This is a genomic window from Gimesia fumaroli, from assembly GCF_007754425.1.
Lineage (GTDB): Bacteria > Planctomycetota > Planctomycetia > Planctomycetales > Planctomycetaceae > Gimesia > Gimesia fumaroli.
Genome location: NZ_CP037452.1, coordinates 3,442,435 through 3,460,721 on the forward strand (window position 1 = coordinate 3,442,435; position 18,287 = coordinate 3,460,721).

Sequence of the window (18,287 nt, forward strand, 5' to 3'; positions counted from 1 at the left end):
GGGGCAATCAGCACGTTGCTGTTGTTGGCCTGATTTAGCGAAACTCTCCAATTACATTACCGTCTGAAATATAATCCAGGTTTCTGCGAATGGAAGCATCCGTATTTTCGCTGAGGAAAATGACTGCGCCATCAGCCATCAGCACATGCAGCCCGCCTACATGCCAGCTGCCTGTATAACCCCAACTTCCCAGAAGTGGTTTGTAGTCGACTCCACCGTACAGAGTGTTATTCGGTGGTGTTTTCCCGAGTGAAAGTCCGATTTGGACCCAACCACGTCCGCCCCAACTGGCGTTATTTCCATTGCGGCAACACGATTTTCTGGTTTCAGTCATCATTGCTGTATTACTGGTTCCATCAGTAATGTCTCGCGGGCGACACTTACTGCCATCCTCAAACATGCATCTTGTGTTGTGGTTCCGTCGGGTCCAGTAATTACAGTGATTGTAGTCCTGATTGGCGATGAAATCATAATTAGTTCTATGTTCAAAAGTTCCTCCAGGCAAATTATAGGTTGTACTTGTTGACGCACCTGAAGGACCAGGATCTGTGGGACAAGAGAAAATGGTCATCACACGATTTACTTTGTCTGCGTTTGCCGTGGCATCTCCACCAGAAAGTGGAATACTGCTTGATGTGTAATCATCAAAGGCGAGGTCAAAGTTCAAGCTGGAGTACAAAGGTGCCTGATCCAGAAAAGGAAGCAGTAATACTAAACCATTTAAGTTCATGGCTGTTGATGGCAAATTAGCGGGGGCGGGAGTTGCAGCGCAATCACCGCTGGCAACCTGTCCGGGAGGAAATACGCCGTGCGTGTCGAGGTAATTATGGAGTGCTAATCCAAGTTGTTTCAGCTGATTTTTGCAAGTGCTACGTCGTGCAGCTTCACGTGCCTGTTGTACGGCTGGGAGTAACAAAGCAATTAGAATCGCAATGATGGCAATAACCACTAACAGTTCAATGAGAGTGAATCCCTTGCGGGGATGTTGAAGTGAGGACACGGAAACTCTCCTTAATAAAATATGATGACACACGAAATTGCCTCAATGAAGCGCGCTTTGTACAGACTATGATGTGGTAACGTAGTCCAGACATTTGCCCGCAGAGAAAGCAAAATTTAATAATAAGCCTTAATAAGCAAGCAGTGTGCCAATTGTGTAAGAGGATCAGTCCTGTAAGTCCGCGTTTTGCATATTATCAGTCTAAAAACAACTTTTTGTTTTTTCTGCAGGTGTGGAGTCTCGGCTACCGAGAAAGAAGAGAGAAGCCGGTGTTGATATCAAATCAATCAATCCTGCTTTGTTTTTATGCAGGGTGGACGAGCTTAAAGTGTTCCCACGTGTTGTTTTACGCCTGTACCAATCTTTGCTTTTGTATACTAAAGTTTCTTCTAGTTTCAAAATGAGAGCCCCATGAACGACTCAACTCCACCTGTTGTAAAAGACTTTAAAATGACAGGCATCATTCTTTGTGTGATCGGAGTTATTTCTCTGATTGCTCCATTTATTGCTGGAACGGCAGTCGTTTTTGTGATTGGTTTTTTCCTGTTACTGGGTGGGTTCCTGTATGTGCTTCAGGGCGCGCAGGTATCCGGAGTTCCTGGTAAGACTCAACACTTATTGTTGGGAGCGTTGATGTTTCTCGGCGGAATTGGCGTGATCAGTCACCCGATTTTTGGCCTGACCTTTCTGGCGATGTTGATGGCGGTCTTTTTTCTCTTCGAAGGGGGCTGGAAGATCATGATGGCGTTCAACATTCCTGCAAGCCAGGGGCGGATGAGCGTTCTCTTTAGTGGTGTGATTTCCCTGCTGCTGGGGGGACTGATCTGGAGCCAGTGGCCGCTATCTGGAATCTGGGCTGTCGGAACTCTAGTTGGTGTTGACTTTTTGTTGACCGGATTCTTTCTGCTGAATATGAGCAGCGCAGTCTCTTCTAGTGGCAACACTGACAAAGAGCACGTTGATCAAAGTGTCTAATCGAGCGTCAGACCAAAGCCAAATCAACACGTTCGAATTAGGGTGCCGGTAGTGGAGCCGGTAGTGGAGCCGGTAGTGGAGCCGGTAGTGGAGCCGGGGCCTTGATGGCGGGAGGCTGAACGGGCTTTAACACTTTGACGTCGGTCCTCGACTCAACAGGCGTTTTGGGATAGCTATTACTTCCCAGTTGAGCGGTGTGATCGGGTGACATACGGTTGCGATATATCACCAGACCATCAATGGCGTGGTAGAGTGCCGAGTAATCAACGGTTTCATCTTTGTTATCAATGATATCATTTGCCAGCAAAGAGACTGCTTTTCGAACCCATTCCTCATTGAGGCGATCATCGGGCAACGCCATCATCAGGAATTCCAGCGTATGCCCTGTTGTTTCCAGACGTTCCTGGAAATTATTGCTGGCACTTTTCTGGAAAAAGTAATCATAAGAGAACGAGCCGTCGAAGTTCTGCATCGCCCGGGCTTCTTCAATGTAACGCTGGATTTTCTGATCGGCTTCCAGCCAGAAACCACGCAGACGCTGTCCCGAATTCTGATACGTATTTCTAGCATAGGCGAGTGCAAATAAAGCGTGGGTTCCGCCGCAGGCAGAGTCATTAGAGATCGTCGCGTTTTGCATATAAACCAGATCGTCTATCCGCCACTCTTCTCCTGTCTTATCCAGCCAGGTGGCATCGGGACCGAGGTAATGCACGAGAGCCCAGAGGGACCAGGTGACTTCTTCATTCTCCTGCATTTCTTTTTTGGCATTGTCGACGATGTCAGCGACGGTAATCGGACCATCGGGGGTCTGGAACTTATGATCCAGCGGGACATCGGCCATTGCTAAAATTGCCAGTGACTGATTTTTATGTCCTTCAAAGGCGTTTGATTTCGTATAAGGATGCGCGCGGCCGCCAAACTCAGTTTTCTGAAACCAGGGCTCTTTGTCGTAGTAAACGCCAGAGGAAATCCATTCAAGCGCGTTGACGTCTTTACCCTCTTTTCTGATTTCGTAATCTTTACGGAATGCCAGCATGCCGTGATAAATTTCCCAAGGTGAGTGCTTGTCTGACTCCAGGTGATACTGCTTACGGGCAATTTCGATGGCCTGTTCGACTTTTTTGAGCAGTTCCACGGGAGATTCCAGCTCACGCGGGCCGGTTGAGGTTGTTGCGGTTTCATCTTTTGATTCTGACTCTGGCGCATTTTCGCAACCAGTGAGGATACCAATAAAAGACACAACAACAATCAGTAAAGATAGACGACACATGAAGCCCATGGTGTGATGCACTCCGGGTTGATAATGATGATTATGGGATTATTTCTTGGCAGGAGCCGGATTCAAGCTGATTGCAGGAATCAGTGAACTGAAATCAATGTACCAAGGATGCGGAGTGAAGTAAATCGTGTAATTGCTATAAATTGCCTAGTTTGCTGTTCGTTTAAGCGGATCTTGTCGTCGATGATTTCAGATTTCTCTGAGAAGAGCAGGAACAGCGCATCGCTTCCCCAAATATACTTCGGGGCACTTGAGAAGAGTGATGGTTTTCAGATCAGAGTCTTTGCATATGCAGTCAGGGAATGTCGTCCAAGTTCGGATCCACTCGGAATTCAGGGGCGCGTTTTTCGAGGAAGGCCTGGATACCTTCATGGTAATCGGGGCCGTAATAAACTTTTCTTCTCAGGCCGTGAATGTATTCGAACTGCGATGCGTTGAGCGGCGTGGCCTGGCTGAGTGTGTTGAGCGTTGTCTTGGCAACCGAGATCGACGCTGCCGAACGGGACGCGATGGTCCGCGCCATCTCATAAACGCGACTTTCGAGTTCTGCCTCAGGCACGATTTCGTTGATCAGACCGGCCTGCTCTGCCCGTTGCGCGGTGAGCAGGTTGGCAGTGAAGAACAACTCTTTGACAATGTTGAGAGGCAGCCGGGAAAGAAAGCTTTGAAAGCCCGAAGCATTGTAAGGCAAACCGAGCTTGGCGGGCGTGATGGCAAACGCGCAGGTTTCATCGCCGAGAACCAGGTCACAGTTCACCACCAGGTCACAGGCCCCTCCCCAGACGGAGCCGTGAACCATCGCGATCACGGGCGCGGGAAAACTGCGGACAGCACGCAATAGCTTTTCGAGCGGATCATCATAAGGGAGCGGATCGGTATCCGCCTGCGGTAGTTCATCCACGTCATGCCCGGCCGACCAGACTTTTTCAAACGACGCAGCCCGCAGGATCACGGCGCGCGTGCCATTCTGTTGCATCGTCTTGAATGCTGAAAGAACTTCGTCGATCAGATCGCCGCTCAAGGCATTCCGCTTCTGATAGTTGTTGAATGCGATCGTTCCTATTCGATCTGTATTGCTGACTATGATCAATGACATGGTGTACCTCAAATGAGAGTCACGCGTTGTGCGGCTGCGGTCAGTTCGTCGCGAAAATCGGGATGAGCAATGCTGATCAGCGCCTCGGCCCGTTCTTTGGTTGATTTGCCTCGCAGATTGACAATGCCGTGTTCGGTGCAGACATATTCCACATCCATTCGCGGGTCCGTTACCATGGCGACTTTCGGTACGATTGTGGAAAGCGTTCCTTTACGCGCTGTGGATTGCAGGGCGATAATCGACTTCCCCCCTTTCGACAACGAGGCTCCTTTGACGAAATCATACTGGCCGCCGGAGCCGCTGTATTCGTGCTCACCGATGAACTCCGCATTCACCTGGCCGTAGAGATCAATCTCGATCGCAGTATTAATCGAGGTAAAGTGATCGTGTTGCGAGATGACGCGAATATCATTTACATACGACGAGGGATAACTTTCGAAGGCCGCATTATCGTTCATGAAGGCGTAAGATTCTTTGGTTCCGAACGCAACCGTGAAAACATGTTTAAACGGATGCAGTGTTTTCTTTCGTCCGGTGACAACCCCTTTTTGAATCAGATCTGACATGCTGGGAGAAAAAAGTTCGGTGTGAATGCCCAGGTCCTGATGATTGCTCAACGCTTCAGCGACCCCAGAGGGGACGCGGCCGATGCCCAATTGGATGGTGGCACCATTGGGAACCAAAGGCGCAATCAGAGTACCAATCGCGCGGCCTGCTTCTGAAGTTTCGGCGACCCCGGCCTCAATCAGCGGGACATTGTTTTCCACAATCGATGCGACTTCACTGACATGGATCTGTGACTGCCCAAACACACGCGGCATGTTTTCGTTGACTTCCACGATCAGCCGCTTACAGTGTCGCGCGGCGGTGGAAGCAAAGTCGTTGTTTGTACCCAGGGAGAAATAACCGCCCCCGTCCATGGGACTGACGGTGACCAGAAACGTATCGAGGTCGATGATTTCCTTAAACAGCCGCGGCAGATCGCTGAAATGCACGGGGACAAAGCTCATGACTTTGCGACCCGTTTGTTGTTGGTCTTTAATAATCTGGTGTTCGGTGCCGCTCAGGAAGAAACAGTGCGGATCAATCTTTTCCCGAACCCCTTCGACAAGCAGCGACTCACTGATCGGCTGCATTCCTATCTTATAGTAAAAGCGAATGGATTTCAGGTCATCAGAACGAAGTCGTTCTCCCAGCGCCGCGAGCAATGCTGGCGGCTGCCCGATCGCCATCCCGGCAGAGACCGTTTCCCCCGTTGAAATCGGCGCGACCGCCTCGGCCGCACTAGTCAATTTCGCCGCATAAAGCTCAGTAGCATCCATTCCACTCTGCCCTTTCATGAGTATCCATATTCAGAACCTGTTGAATATGCAAGGACTTTGGCGATTCTGAGCCGAAGTGTCAAGACGCGTTTGGGGATGAAACAGAAGCGAGTGGCAGGTCAAATAGAAATTAATAACCACATTTCTCCAGGACAAGCGAATCATCTACGTAGACATTGTATTGATGCGGCTGGAACCCTCCAAATAAGACAGGACGAATCTGTTCGACAACCAGTTTGAAAGCTTCGGGATTTTCAAGAGAAAACTCCCAGCGTTTTGTAAATTCAAGATCGATGTGCGTGGAGAGTGAATAAGGATCTTTCAGGGTCTTTTCATTACCATCGATGGTAATTGTGGTCCTGCCGGTAAACCAGTTTCGTTTAAATTCAACGGCAGTTTTTGGCTCGCAACCAATATCAATCGAAAATTGCATCCAACGAAGAACTCCTGAAAAGAAGCAATAGCAGGCACGCGGCGAATTTTGATTTCACAGCCATGCCAGTAATGCAATGAGGGCTAACCCATTTCCAATAATCAATGTCCAGAAGCCAAACTGCGTCAAGCCGAGCACATAGTCTGTTGATTCTGGATCCTGACCAACGAAACCGGGCTGAGTGCGCGCTGCCTGAAACTCATCAACGATTACTCTGGCAACGGACAGTCGATCCTGCATCACCATGACTTGTACGGTTCCGGGAGCTTCTGCACGGAATCCGGAAGTCATACCCCCCGCTGCGGTCGCAGGAATCCCATGTTCTTCCAAGAGATTGACGAGCAACTGACCTTCCATTTCCGTGGAAACGGTCGTCAGCGTCATGAGGGAATCGTTTTTGGTCGTCATGATGACTCTACTCCCCCCTTGTGTTTGTATTGAAGGACAAATCAGAAAGCGTCTTGCTACAAAGGTACCCTATATTGTATCAGCTTGCATACCATAGTCAAAGCGGATATTTCAGTGGGGATGGGAGATGCCTCTTGTATGTAGTTCGTTTACTGGGGATATGAAAGATGAGCGATCGTCCCAAAAATAAACGCCTGAATCCTCAAATCTGGGATTCAGGCGTTTTTCGTTTGTCTGGGTGTGTCATCAAAAGACACGAGTAGCGGTGGAGGGATTCGAACCCCCGACACGCGGATTATGATTCCGAATTCTGATTTCTCTAACCCGTTATCAGACAATGGGAAGCAGCAAGAAGAAAATGGCGTTTACACTCCAGTTTACACGAGTAATTCGGAACTAAGATTTGTTGTAGATTCATGGATAAAATTACCCGCAAAAGTGCGGCGAATTATTTTATATTTAGTTAGATACTCGCAAAGTTGTAAGACCAAATGAGCCAGGATGATCAATATCCATTGTCATGTCTGCATGGATAAATTTAGCTTTGGACGCTAGTTTATTTGGTGTAAATTGATAATAGGATGAAATTTTGATAGTTTGAAATAAAATAAACTTCTGTCTATCAATAGTTTTTTTCAAGGGCCTCACACAGTGGATAGTCAATCAAGTTTCCAGCTTATTCAGATTGGCCTAGCGATTAGACTGCTACGGAATCTAGATGCCAATACGAGTTTGTATTTTGCCTATATTCACATCGAGATGTTGGAAAAAGGGTTAACGGCTACGTCATTCACTGTGTCACTCACCGGAATGCACAAGTTGTTGGATCTGAAGAGTTCTTGGGAAGAAGAAGAAGAAGAAGACATGCAAGACAAACTGCATTCTTCAATTGTCGACAAGATTCATCAAGAAATAGGATATGTTGAGAAAATAGTATTTGCAGAGGCAAATACCAAACGTGTCTACACGTTTCCCAAGCGACGATTCAATGAGGAGTATTTATTGAATTATCCAGAAAATCTCTTTAAATCAGGAAGGTACGCTCGTCTCTCTGATATTTCTAAGTCGGATATAGCCGGTGCGTGCCGATGTATCCTGTTCGGCGAAGCGACGGCGTCTGCATTTCACATTTTGCGTGCAACTGAAGAGGTCCTGAAGCTCTATTACTTTAAGCACAAGAAGCGGAAACGCCTGAAGAAGCCAATGTGGGGACCAATGACGATTGAGCTGCGTGCCAAGAAGACGAATAAGCCGTCGAGCCTAGTCCTTAACTCTCTTGATTTGGTTCGCACTTCTTACCGGAATCCCACACAACATCCAGAGGCCATATACGATATAGAGAGTGCGCAGGATTTGATGGGCGTCTGCATCGACTTGATCAATAGGATGGCGGCAGAGCTGCCAACGATCTCTTAACAATCCGTTGCACAAAAGATCCGAAGGCCGCGCCGTTTGTTGAGAGCAAAGTCATTCTTTGTGGCCCTCTGATCGGATTCGTTAAACAGGGAGAAGGATGAAGAATCTAAGAAATATTTTATTCTTCCTATTCGGAATTGCTGTTCTGGCTGGGTTGGCGTGGTTGATCTGGAATGTTGTCAGGTGGGTAACATCACTTGGGCCGTCATATTTAGGTCCTACTGTCACGGCGATATTAGGCTTTATCGGTATTATCTATACCCAGTGGCATTCGAAGTCGCGAGAAATTCAGCAGAGCCACCGCCCACAGAAAATCGAGGTTTACAATTGTTTCTTCGAACTTCTTGAGAGGTTTCTAAACAACCCAGGTGAGCAGAAAACACTAGATGAAGGAGGCGAGGAAAGCTTGCCAGAAGACCTGCGTGATCAGTTTTGGCAGTTGAATAAAGGTCTAATCGTTTGGGCTTCACCCGCAGTCATCAGATCTTGGCTGCATTTCAGAGAGGAATCAACCTCTGGTGGGAACACGCTACTAGCCATGGATAAAGTATTGATGTCCATCAGAAAAGATCTCGGCAATAGCAATTTCAGCCTTCAGGAGGGGGACTCAGTGAAAATCTTTTTAAAAGACCCTAGCGAGTTCGACGAAGCAGGCAAAGCCGAGAAAGATGATTAACAAATTGCTGTAGTACGTTTCGGGCCTAGTGGCTCTCCACTGGAGGTCCATTTCGCTGCTCTATATATGCACCTAAACAAGAGCTTTATTCTTTTTCTAGTCTACAAGATATTAGTGTATCAATCGAGTTCCCCTTCGTCCCGCCGTCGCGTCAGCCTTCACACTTGCCAGGTTGATGCGACGGCGGGATGGAGGGGAACGGCCCCTTTGTTTTGTCCCGAGCCGAAGCTTTTAGGCATCGAACGCCATCAAAAGACAAATTCTGTCAAAATCTCACCAAAAAGACTCATTGACTACGGTATACAAAAACGATACCTTATTCTGATAGCCCCTCAGTATACGGAATCGATACCATGTTTAAATTTGATGAGCGTATTAAGAAGTATGAAGCCAGGTGCAAAATTGTCGATGGCAAAGGCGGTGTGGTTTCTATCGATCCTGGAACACGAATTTACAGGGAACCTGGTAGAGGTCAATTCTTCCAGCATTGGTTAAGTGACGTTCAGGAAGATTTTGATGGAGAATTGATCCCATTTGAATGGGTGGCTGAGTACGTTGGCGTGACAAGAGCTGCACTTCATAAACGGGTAAAGAAAGGGAACCTGACTGTACTTGTCTATGAAATGAGAGAACGGGTCAAAGGTGTTTTAGGAGGCAGCAGAGAACGAATGAGACGGGAATACAAATTTGTTCCCAAAACTGAGTGTGATGGTTGGTATTCCGACTTATGTGAGAGAGAAGATCAATCAAACAAAGAGTAGTAACAAAAACAGCCCTGGCTATCGAATAGTTGGTAGCTCGACGATAGCCAAGGCCTCAACCCTTTAGAAAAGGATTCTGTCATGGATGATAGTCAATCATGCGCGTTTGGAAAAGATCCGTCTGGAAACAATCACACTGATTCTCCTGAGGAGATCGGGAAGACGGATCAATTCCCGGAAAACACTTTGGAAAGCGAGCGAGGAGCTGGCGGAAGCGACGAGGCGAGCGACTCCAAAGTGAGACCGGGAATGAATAGACACCCTGCTCTGCCAGAAAATCAAGGGGTCGAATCCAGTAACACGACCCCTTCAAATCACCATTGTCCCTCTTTGTCTCCTGTTGACACTCTCTCTGCTGGTGGTCTGGACTGGCTCTCTCTGAGTTTCTATGGATCATTTGATGACTCATATTGGGAGCAGATTCGATATCATTTTTCTTTCGCTCAACAACATGCGATAGAAAATGATCATATGAATTGCTTTGTGAAGCTTCCTTCAGAGATCATGCTTAAAGTTGAGGCTTCAGGTAAAGGAAGAGGTCAATCGTATTGTAAGTGGAAATTCAAGTATCAGGGAATCACTTTTGGTATTCGTGATTGTCAGAGTTCATTGGTTAAGGATGGTCAGCCTCCTAATATTTTTATTGATATCCCTTCACTACCATTATTGACTTATGGCGAATCTGAAATTCTTAAACTAATTTACTTGGTGCTTGATTTCTTGGGATACTCAATTGAGAGAGTTACCCCTTCTCGGGCTGATCTCTGTGTCGATCTGGTAGATACTTCGATGAGTGTCATTGATGAGGCTGTAGAAAAACGGTGCTATGTTTCTCGGTCAAGGAAATTCAATAAGTATCTCAACAATCATGTTGTCGAGACGATCCGATTTGGTTGTCCAGGATCAAAGACCAGTGTCAGAATCTACAATAAGTTTATTGAGTGTAGAAACGACATTGTCAAAAGCCAGCTTCTGAAAGATTTCCGGTGGGGAAAGAAACCCGATCATGAGTTGGGAGCAATACGAGTCGAATTCCAAGTGATGCGAGATCATTTGAGGGATCAACACAGTATCATCACCTATGATGATTTGATAACGAAACGCAAATCACTTGCTAGATGGTTGACTCATGACTGGTTAAGGTTCACTGATAAAGAACCACAGCCGGGACATTCTGATCGAGTCGGTCCCTCTGTTCTATGGCAGAAAGTGATTGATGCCTTTGATTCCTGGACTGGAAAAGGTGTTGAGGAACGATCAAAACGGATTGTCTCAGGTGCAGATATAACACGTTTGATATATCAGATAAAAGGTTGTGTTACGTCAGCGATAGCCACGACCGGAAAGATTCCAATAACCTATTTCGAATTAGAAAAAAGTATTATGGATCTATTAACACCACACTATCCGCTGATGATTGATGACATCAGAAAGAAACGAAAAATATTAGAAGCAAATCATCCTTATCTAGTGACTGATTTGACATCCAGTAATTGAACATTCACTTAGAAAGGATTCTAAAATGACTATTGATGATTTGAAAATGTTAACAAAAACGGAATTGGCTTCTGTACTGAATATTTCTATTCGTTCTTTGCAGAGAAAAATCAATAAAGGCGAAGTTCCAGAGCCTGTGAAAATTGGGGCAAGTCTAAGATGGGTTCGTTCCTTGGTTGAGGAATGGATACTGGCGGGATGTCCTAAGAATTATGTGCACCAGGGAGGTAAGTAGGTGGCGAGTCTTTTCAAACAGAGTACGACTAAGATTGATAAACAGACTGGTGAAAAGGTCAAAGTCAAATCTAAGAAATGGTATGGCCAGTATCGTGACGAAAAGGGACGCATTAAACGCGTTCCTCTTTGCCGCGATAAATCAGCCGCTCAGTCTATGTTGAATGATCTGGTTCGGTCTGTTGAGCGAAGACAGGCGGGTTTGATAGATCAGTATGATGAACATTTGAAAAATGAAATCACTTCTCATGTTGAGGACTTCAAGCAAAGCTTATTGGAAAAGAATAACAGTCCTAAGCATGTCAAACAGACCTGTAATCGTCTCTCATTGCTGGTTAAAGAGTGTGGTTTTAAAACTCTGGTTGATATGTCTGGTGAAGAAGTTTCACGCTGGTTGATGGAAAAACGACAGGCTGGCACATTTGGAATCAAAACTAGCAATTACTATCTGTCCGTAATTCGTCAGTTCGGGAATTGGTTAGTTCATCTGAAGCGTTTGCCAGAGAATCCATTTCAGTATTTGAAACTGTTGAATTCTGAAGTTGATAGCAAGCGAGAGAGACGAACCCTGACACAACCTGAGTTTCAGAACCTGCTTAAAGTGGTAGCGAAAGAGAAAGCCTTTCGCGGGCTTTCTGGTGAAGATCGAGCTGTTCTCTACCTGGTGGCGGTCAACACAGGCTTTCGGGCCAGTGAGCTGGCAAGCCTCAAATATCAGAATCTGAATCTGGATACTAAACGCCCTTCAATCAAAGTTGATGCTGCCTATTCCAAACGCAGGCGAGAAGATGTTCAACCCATCAGGCAGGATCTGGCTAAGATCATCAAGGACTGGCTCCAGTTCAAAGATAAGCCACTTTCCAGGGAATCACATCTCTGGCCAGGAACATGGCATTTAAGAGCAGCTAAGATGCTTAAGAATGACCTCAAGGCGGCTGAGATTCCCTATGAAGATGAAGCAGGCGACGTGTTTGATTTTCACGCTTTGCGTCATCAGTTCATTTCGAATCTGGCAGAATCAGACGTCCATCCTAAGATCGCTCAGCAACTCGCCAGGCATTCCACAATTACCCTGACGATGGATCGCTACACGCATTCCCAGGATCAGAAGATTTTAGATGCTCTTGATCAGATGCCCTCTGTATCTTCTGGCCTTGATGAAGCTGAAAAGTTTACACTCCCGTTTACACAAGAAATTGGCTTTTGCTGTCCTGAGACGTCTTTACCTGTCTCAGAGCTGGGACCGGAACTGGTAAACGAAGAAACGCCTAAACCCATCAATGCAGAGGATTTAGGCGTCGTTTGTCTCGATGTGTCTTCGTATGACACGAGTAGCGGTGGAGGGATTCGAACCCCCGACACGCGGATTATGATTCCGCTGCTCTAACCGACTGAGCTACACCGCCAAATTTGGGTTGGGACACACTATATAATATGCCCCGTGCTACCGAAAGTTAAGTCGGGAAAAAAGTCGTTTTCCGATGCTAACTTCCTTCGATATCTCACTTTATCGGCAAAAAAGCCGCTGAGAAGTCGAAAGCTTAACAAATTCCTGCTTGATCGCAAGTCAACCGCCGCTTTCAACACGAAATGCGGCCGAATTTCATTGATTGTGACGCCATTCTTACGGCGGTATACTCGTTTTTCGAGGTTTCACACAAATTGTCTCTCCTGCGGAGCGCTTCGACGATGAAAAAATGCATGACAAACTGTTTTCCTTTTCTATTAGTTCCCTGTCTGCTGTTTCTGACTGGTGGCTCGACGAGTGTCCTCGCGCAAGAAGCAGAGTCCCCTGCTCTGAAAACCGACACGAAAACGGTGGTCTTTCAGCGCGGCGACGGTGGTTATCACTCGTTCCGTATTCCCGCGCTGATTGTTTCTCAAAAAGGAACGCTGCTGGCATTTGCGGAAGGACGCAAGAACAACTTAGGAGACAGTGGTGACATCGATCTGGTTCTCAAAAGAAGCACGGATAATGGGAAAACCTGGTCTGATTTGTTGGTGCTGTGGAATGACTGCGAAAACACCTGCGGCAATCCCTGCCCGGTCGTGGACCAATCGACGGGACGGATCTGGCTCCCTTTGACCTGGAATCATGGCAAGGATCATGAGAAGCAGATCAAAGATAAAACGGCTCGGGATACGCGGCGAGTTTATATGAGTTATTCCGATGATGACGGCGTGACTTGGAAGGCGCCTTATGAAATCACGGAGACCACGAAAAAGCCGGAGTGGACCTGGTACGCCACCGGGCCCGGCAATGGGATTCAGCTGACGCGCGGCTCTCACAAAGGACGGCTGGTGATTCCCTGCGATCATAATGTGACTCTGGACGGTAAAGTGGTCCGGCGGGCGCATGCAATTTACTCGGACGATCACGGCAAGACGTGGCAGCTCAGTCAGCCGATTGGTGTGAAAACAAATGAATGTGCAGTCGTGGAACTGGCCGACGGTCGGTTGTTGATGAATATGCGAAGCTATCACGGCCAGAACCGGCGGGCGATTGCCTACTCTGATGATGGGGGTGCAACCTGGTCTACAGAATCACTGGATGCGGCGCTGATTGAGCCGGTTTGCCAGGCGAGCCTGATTCGAGTGCGTTTTCCGGAGTCAGGCAAGCCGGGGCAGATTCTCTTCAGTAACCCGGCCAGCAAAAAACGAGAGAAGATGACCGTGCGGTTGAGTGAAGATGACGGCAAAACATGGTCGGCTTCAAGGCTGGTATCGCCCGGGAAGGCCGCCTATTCCTGTCTGGCGGCACTCTCGGACGGTACAATCGGTTTGCTCTATGAGCGGGACGGTTATCAGACCATCGAATTTGTTACCTTTGATTTAGATCAGTTTTTAACAGATCGCCCGTAGGCGTTGCGTTTCTCTTTCACATTTTCCCTGCAATATAAAGTGACATCTAATGGATTCATTACAAGATCGTTTTTTGCGTTACGTCAAAATTGATACTCAGTCTGATGAGACAAGTCCCTTGTTTCCCAGCACGAAAAAACAGCTGGATTTGAGCCGGTTGTTGTTTGAAGAGTGTGAGCAACTGGGGCTGGAAGATGTGACGATCAATGAATACGGGATTGTGATGGCCACGATTCCAAGTACAGTTGGAGGAGATGTGCCTGCGATTGGCTGGGTGGCACACGTCGATACGTCGCCCGAGTTTTCTGGCACGCATGTGAAGCCGATTGTCCATGAAAACTATGACGGGCAGGATCTGGTACTGCCCGGCGATCCTTCGCGGGTGTTACGGGTCAGCGAAGAGCCGCGATTGAAACAGATGGTGGGGAAAACGGTGATTACCACTGACGGAACAACACTGCTGGGGGCCGACGACAAGTCGGGTGTGGCGGTGATGATGACCGCTGCCGCCCATTTGATGAAGGATCGATCAATCCAGCACGGTCCGATTCGGCTCTGTTTTACCTGCGATGAAGAAATCGGTCGCGGGATTGAAAAGCTGGATTTAGAGGTGTTCGGCGTCTGTTGTGCTTATACACTCGACAGTGACGGGAGTGGCCGGATTGATTCGGAGACATTTTCCGCCGATCAGGCTGTGATTACGGTGCGAGGAGTGAATACACATCCTTCTGTCGGGAAAGGTGTCATGGTGAATGCCATTCGGATTCTCAGCGATCTGATTTCCCAATTGCCGACCGAGACGCTCAGTCCGGAAACGACGGAAGGACGCGAGGGATTCATTCATCCTTATCATCTTGAAGGAGGCGTGGCAGAAGCGTCGGCCCGTTTGATCTTACGGGATTTCGAGACTGAGAAACTGGCTGAATATGCACAGCTGCTGGAATCGCTGGCAGACCCTCTGCGGGAACGACATCCGCGAGCAAAGATTACGATTACGATTCACAAACAGTATCGCAATATGCGGGATGGGTTGCCGAAGGAGCCACGGGCTCTTGAGAAAGCGATTGCAGCCACTCGCGCCGCCGGTCTGGAACCAAACCTGAATGTAATTCGAGGCGGGACCGATGGTAGCCTGTTGACGGAAAAGGGATTGCCGACGCCGAATCTCTCCAGTGGGCAGCATAACCCACATTCGCCACTGGAATGGACCACGGTGGAAGAGATGCAGCAGGCCGTTGATGTTTTAGTGCAACTGGCGATTCTGTGGGGACAGGAGCGTTGAGTACTCACAGGCACGTCGAGTGAAGCCAGGGTTCCCTTTTGATATTTCCCGAAGCAAGTTGTTCCCGTTTCGGTTATTCCGATTAGTCGGTTTAGGAAAAGTGGTGAGGTATTTCGGGGCTGGATGCGCGTGTCGTAGCAACGAGTTAAGTGATATCCCCTCAAAACAAAATTGTCTTGCCTGGATCTGGTTTTTATCGTTCATTTAAAAATGAATCGATTATGCAGATTGTGCCGCATCTTAATGGAAACGATTGTTTGACCATCGTTTTTTTGTGGCTTATGTTAAACATATCGGCAAGATAATTGTTTAAATAAACGTTGTACAAATTTTGTGCAGCGCGAACCAGCGGCTATTTGTCCGTTTGCTTTCGATGAGCCCTGCTTGTGGCGGCCATCAGTGACGGAGGAAAACGCTGGTATAGAGGGGGAACCATGTTTTCATCTACAAAGACGCGACTTCTTAAGAGATTGCATTCGAAACATTTGTGGGTTTATTTACTGGGATGTTCTTTGGTACTCGGTTCAAGAGTTGCCTATGCAGATCCCGGTGAATTACCAATTGTCATCCCAGTTACTCAGACTCAGGCGATTGCCAAAGGGGAAGAGTATGAACGGACACGACAATGGATCAAGGCTATTGAGCACTACGAAGATGCTCTGAAGGAATGGCCCGATAACGATAATATTAAATACGGTCTAAGACGGGCGAAGATTCATTTTGGAATTGACCGTCGTTATATGGACGATAGTTTTTCCAAAGTTCTGTTGTCACAGTCTCGCCGCGAAGCGTTTATTCTGTTCGACCAGATCTTATCAAAAATACAATCGCACTTTGTCGATCCACTGAGTACGACATCTTATGTCGCCCATGGAACGGAAAGTCTGTATCTGGCTTTAGCCAATGATCGGTTTATCAAAGCGCATCTGCGCGGAGTGCCGCCTGAAAAGATTCGCGAAGTACGTCGGATCTTGAGAGAGACTTACTGGAATAAATCGATTTCCAGTCATCACGGAGCACATCAGCTGATCAATGAAGTGTGTGATATTTCCTATCGAAATTTAGGCTTACGTGATACAGCTGTGATTTCAGAATACATGTTTGGCGGCTGTAATGCTTTAGATGATTACAGTAGCTTTCTGACGCCTGATCGTCTGGGAGATCTTTACGACAACATCGAAGGGGAATTTGTCGGTATCGGGATTGAGATGAAGGCAGAAATCGGCGAAGGCATGCTGCTGATCAATGTGTTGCCGGAAAGTCCTGCTGAACAGGGGGGCGTGCTGGCAGGAGATCACATTGTGAGTATTGATCAAAAAGACTGCCGCAATATGACGACTGACCAGGCAGCGAATCTGTTGCGTGGAACTTCAGGAAGCCAGGTGGTTCTGGAACTGGAAAGTCCGGACACCGGCAAGACCCGCGTGACACGAGTTACCCGTAAAGCGGTGCAGGTTAAAAGTTTCCCGATTGTGAAAATGCTCGATAAGGAAAACGGTATTGGTTACATCAAGATGACGGGATTCCAGAAAACATCGGCTTCGGAACTGGATGCTGCCTTAAGGAAGCTGAACAGTCAGGGCATGCGGTCTTTGATTTGGGATGTTCGTGGTAACCCGGGGGGCCTGTTATCAGCGGCTGTCGAAGTTCTTGACCGTTTTCTGGAAGAAGGAAAACTGGTTTCGACCAAGGGACGTGTTGCCGATCAAAACTGGAGTTATACGGCTCACCGTCCAGGTACCTGGAAAATCCCACTGGTTTTGTTAGTGGACGGCAACAGTGCCAGTGCCAGTGAAATTGTGGCAGGAGCACTGACGGATCATCGCCGGGCGACTGTGATAGGTCGCAAAACTTACGGCAAGTGGTCGGTGCAGAGTATCTTCCCAATTCGTGGTTCGACCGGATTACGATTAACTACAGCGAAATTCTATTCGCCTCAAGGAAACACTTATGGTAAGATTGGGATTAAACCCAGTATCACGGTTGAAAAGGATGAGTTGCAGACTGCCATGTATGGTGCGTCACAAGAGCAAAAGCTGGCAGCAGATTCTGATATCAAACGTGGCTTACAAATTCTGCAAAGACAATATGCTGTAACACCATGATGGATGAACGTGCCGCCTGGCTCACACAAGGAAAAGGAACGACGCCCAGTTTAAGGTGGTCGTTTTCAACAGAAGCTCCTTTGATTGCGCTGGATCTGGCACGTGAAACCGGAGAAATACTGGCCGCCGATATTTCAGGCGGCCTTTATTTATTGGATCGGCAAGGACAGTTTCTGCATTTGAATCGCGGTATCAAGGAAGTGCAACTGGTTCACTGGAGTGACCGCGGTAAGCTGGGAGTCGCGATTTATGCCGATAATAATATCTGCTGCTTTGATCGTGATTTGAATGTGTTGTGGGCCATTTCATTTTCTGTGGAAGCTTTGGCGATTACGATGGATTCTTATGGCGATTATGTCGCCGTCAGTCTGGCCAGCGGCAAAACAATTATCATTGATTCGCAGAAGCGAAAAGTTGCCAGCTTTGAGACGATGCGTCCGATGAGCTATCTAGAGTTCCAGGTCAGCGAGCCGCGCTTAATCGGCGCGGCTGAAAACGGCCTGCTCTGCTGTCACGATCTGGAAGGGAATTGCGTCTGGACTGAGAAGCATTGGTCAAATTGCGGAGGACTCGCGCTGGCCGGCGATGGTCGGCGCATTTTTCTGGCAGGGTTTAATTATGGGATTTTGATCTTTGATCATGAGGGGGATTCTGCAGGAACGCTTGTATTTGAAGGGACTCCGAAGGTTCTTGCCTGTGATTTTCTCGGAAACCGGATCGTGACCGCGACCATTGAACAGGAGCTGTATTGGTTAAACCAGGAGGGAAAGCTGCTTTGGGGAGGTGCGATTCCTGATGAAGCCATCGAAGTGGCCTGTGATCCGTTTGGGCAATGGTGCATTTGCGGGTTGAAATCCGGGCTGGTCCAGTGTCTGGACTGGTCTGACGCGATTTAAACTGATTTTTGTGCTTTGTGGTATTCCGAGAGATTCTGAGCCAAA

16 protein-coding genes, 1 tRNA gene and 1 pseudogene are annotated in these 18,287 nt (G+C 47.6%); 11 read left to right on the top strand and 7 right to left on the bottom strand.

What is annotated here, in order from left to right; translation table 11 throughout:
* Nucleotides 1-34: 34 nt before the first annotated feature.
* Entirely contained in the window at nt 35-1,000 is a 966-nt protein-coding gene (locus Enr17x_RS13040; protein WP_145309359.1) for a DUF1559 domain-containing protein, read from the bottom strand.
* 411 nt (nt 1,001-1,411) lie between these two features.
* Between Enr17x_RS13040 and Enr17x_RS13045 the strand changes: the two genes are divergently transcribed.
* Nucleotides 1,412-1,975: an HdeD family acid-resistance protein gene (locus Enr17x_RS13045; protein WP_145309361.1), complete on the top strand. Its 564-nt coding sequence runs from the start codon at nt 1,412-1,414 to the stop codon at nt 1,973-1,975.
* Nucleotides 1,976-2,012: 37 nt separating this feature from the next.
* On the opposite strand, the gene Enr17x_RS13050 is transcribed toward Enr17x_RS13045, so the two are convergent.
* The 5 genes from Enr17x_RS13050 to Enr17x_RS13070 all read right to left on the bottom strand — a co-directional run bounded on the left by Enr17x_RS13050 (nt 2,013) and on the right by Enr17x_RS13070 (nt 6,513).
* On the bottom strand, nt 2,013-3,245 hold the full coding sequence (locus tag Enr17x_RS13050; protein ID WP_145309363.1) for a hypothetical protein: 1,233 nt from the start codon (nt 3,243-3,245) through the stop codon (nt 2,013-2,015).
* A gap of 304 nt (nt 3,246-3,549) precedes the next feature.
* Nucleotides 3,550-4,350: a methylmalonyl-CoA decarboxylase gene (gene scpB, locus Enr17x_RS13055; RefSeq protein WP_145309365.1), complete on the bottom strand. Its 801-nt coding sequence runs from the start codon at nt 4,348-4,350 to the stop codon at nt 3,550-3,552.
* An 8-nt stretch (nt 4,351-4,358) separates the two neighbouring features.
* Nucleotides 4,359-5,690, bottom strand: a complete 1,332-nt coding sequence (locus tag Enr17x_RS13060) for an acetyl-CoA hydrolase/transferase family protein (protein WP_145309367.1) — start codon at nt 5,688-5,690, stop codon at nt 4,359-4,361.
* Between the two features lie 112 nt (nt 5,691-5,802).
* Nucleotides 5,803-6,105: a hypothetical protein gene (locus Enr17x_RS13065; RefSeq protein WP_145309369.1), complete on the bottom strand. Its 303-nt coding sequence runs from the start codon at nt 6,103-6,105 to the stop codon at nt 5,803-5,805.
* 54 nt (nt 6,106-6,159) lie between these two features.
* Entirely contained in the window at nt 6,160-6,513 is a 354-nt protein-coding gene (locus Enr17x_RS13070; RefSeq protein WP_145309371.1) for a putative signal transducing protein, read from the bottom strand.
* Nucleotides 6,514-7,164: 651 nt separating this feature from the next.
* On the opposite strand from Enr17x_RS13070, the gene Enr17x_RS13075 reads away from it, so the two are divergent.
* The 6 genes and pseudogenes from Enr17x_RS13075 to Enr17x_RS30380 form a co-directional block, all read left to right on the top strand.
* Complete coding sequence (locus Enr17x_RS13075) at nt 7,165-7,929, top strand: hypothetical protein (protein WP_145309373.1); 765 nt, start codon at nt 7,165-7,167, stop codon at nt 7,927-7,929.
* A gap of 97 nt (nt 7,930-8,026) precedes the next feature.
* The gene (locus Enr17x_RS13080) at nt 8,027-8,605 is read left to right on the top strand and encodes a hypothetical protein (RefSeq protein WP_145309375.1); all 579 of its coding nucleotides are present in this window, start codon (nt 8,027-8,029) and stop codon (nt 8,603-8,605) included.
* A 353-nt stretch (nt 8,606-8,958) separates the two neighbouring features.
* Entirely contained in the window at nt 8,959-9,366 is a 408-nt protein-coding gene (locus Enr17x_RS13085) for a hypothetical protein (protein ID WP_145309377.1), read from the top strand.
* 81 nt (nt 9,367-9,447) lie between these two features.
* Complete coding sequence (locus Enr17x_RS13090) at nt 9,448-10,863, top strand: replication initiation factor domain-containing protein (RefSeq protein WP_145309378.1); 1,416 nt, start codon at nt 9,448-9,450, stop codon at nt 10,861-10,863.
* Nucleotides 10,864-10,888: 25 nt separating this feature from the next.
* Complete coding sequence (locus Enr17x_RS13095; RefSeq protein WP_145309380.1) at nt 10,889-11,098, top strand: helix-turn-helix transcriptional regulator; 210 nt, start codon at nt 10,889-10,891, stop codon at nt 11,096-11,098.
* 396 nt (nt 11,099-11,494) lie between these two features.
* Nucleotides 11,495-12,193, top strand: a pseudogene (locus Enr17x_RS30380) (tyrosine-type recombinase/integrase); the annotation flags it as partial.
* Nucleotides 12,194-12,429: 236 nt separating this feature from the next.
* On the opposite strand, the gene Enr17x_RS13105 reads toward Enr17x_RS30380, so the two are convergent.
* A tRNA-Met gene (locus tag Enr17x_RS13105) sits at nt 12,430-12,503 on the bottom strand.
* Between the two features lie 295 nt (nt 12,504-12,798).
* Between Enr17x_RS13105 and Enr17x_RS13110 the strand changes: the two genes are divergently transcribed.
* The 4 genes from Enr17x_RS13110 to Enr17x_RS13125 all read left to right on the top strand — a co-directional run bounded on the left by Enr17x_RS13110 (nt 12,799) and on the right by Enr17x_RS13125 (nt 18,242).
* Nucleotides 12,799-13,959 carry a sialidase family protein gene (locus Enr17x_RS13110; RefSeq protein ID WP_145309382.1) on the top strand — a complete coding sequence of 387 codons (1,161 nt, stop codon included), beginning with the start codon at nt 12,799-12,801 and terminating at the stop codon, nt 13,957-13,959.
* A 49-nt stretch (nt 13,960-14,008) separates the two neighbouring features.
* Entirely contained in the window at nt 14,009-15,241 is a 1,233-nt protein-coding gene (gene pepT / locus Enr17x_RS13115; RefSeq protein WP_145309384.1) for a peptidase T, read from the top strand.
* 434 nt (nt 15,242-15,675) lie between these two features.
* The gene (locus Enr17x_RS13120; RefSeq protein ID WP_232101046.1) at nt 15,676-17,346 is read left to right on the top strand and encodes a S41 family peptidase; all 1,671 of its coding nucleotides are present in this window, start codon (nt 15,676-15,678) and stop codon (nt 17,344-17,346) included.
* A complete protein-coding gene (locus Enr17x_RS13125) occupies nt 17,343-18,242 on the top strand; it encodes a hypothetical protein (protein ID WP_145309386.1) in 900 nt (299 codons plus the stop codon). The genes Enr17x_RS13120 and Enr17x_RS13125 overlap by 4 nt, the downstream gene beginning before the upstream one ends.
* Nucleotides 18,243-18,287 lie beyond the last annotated feature (45 nt).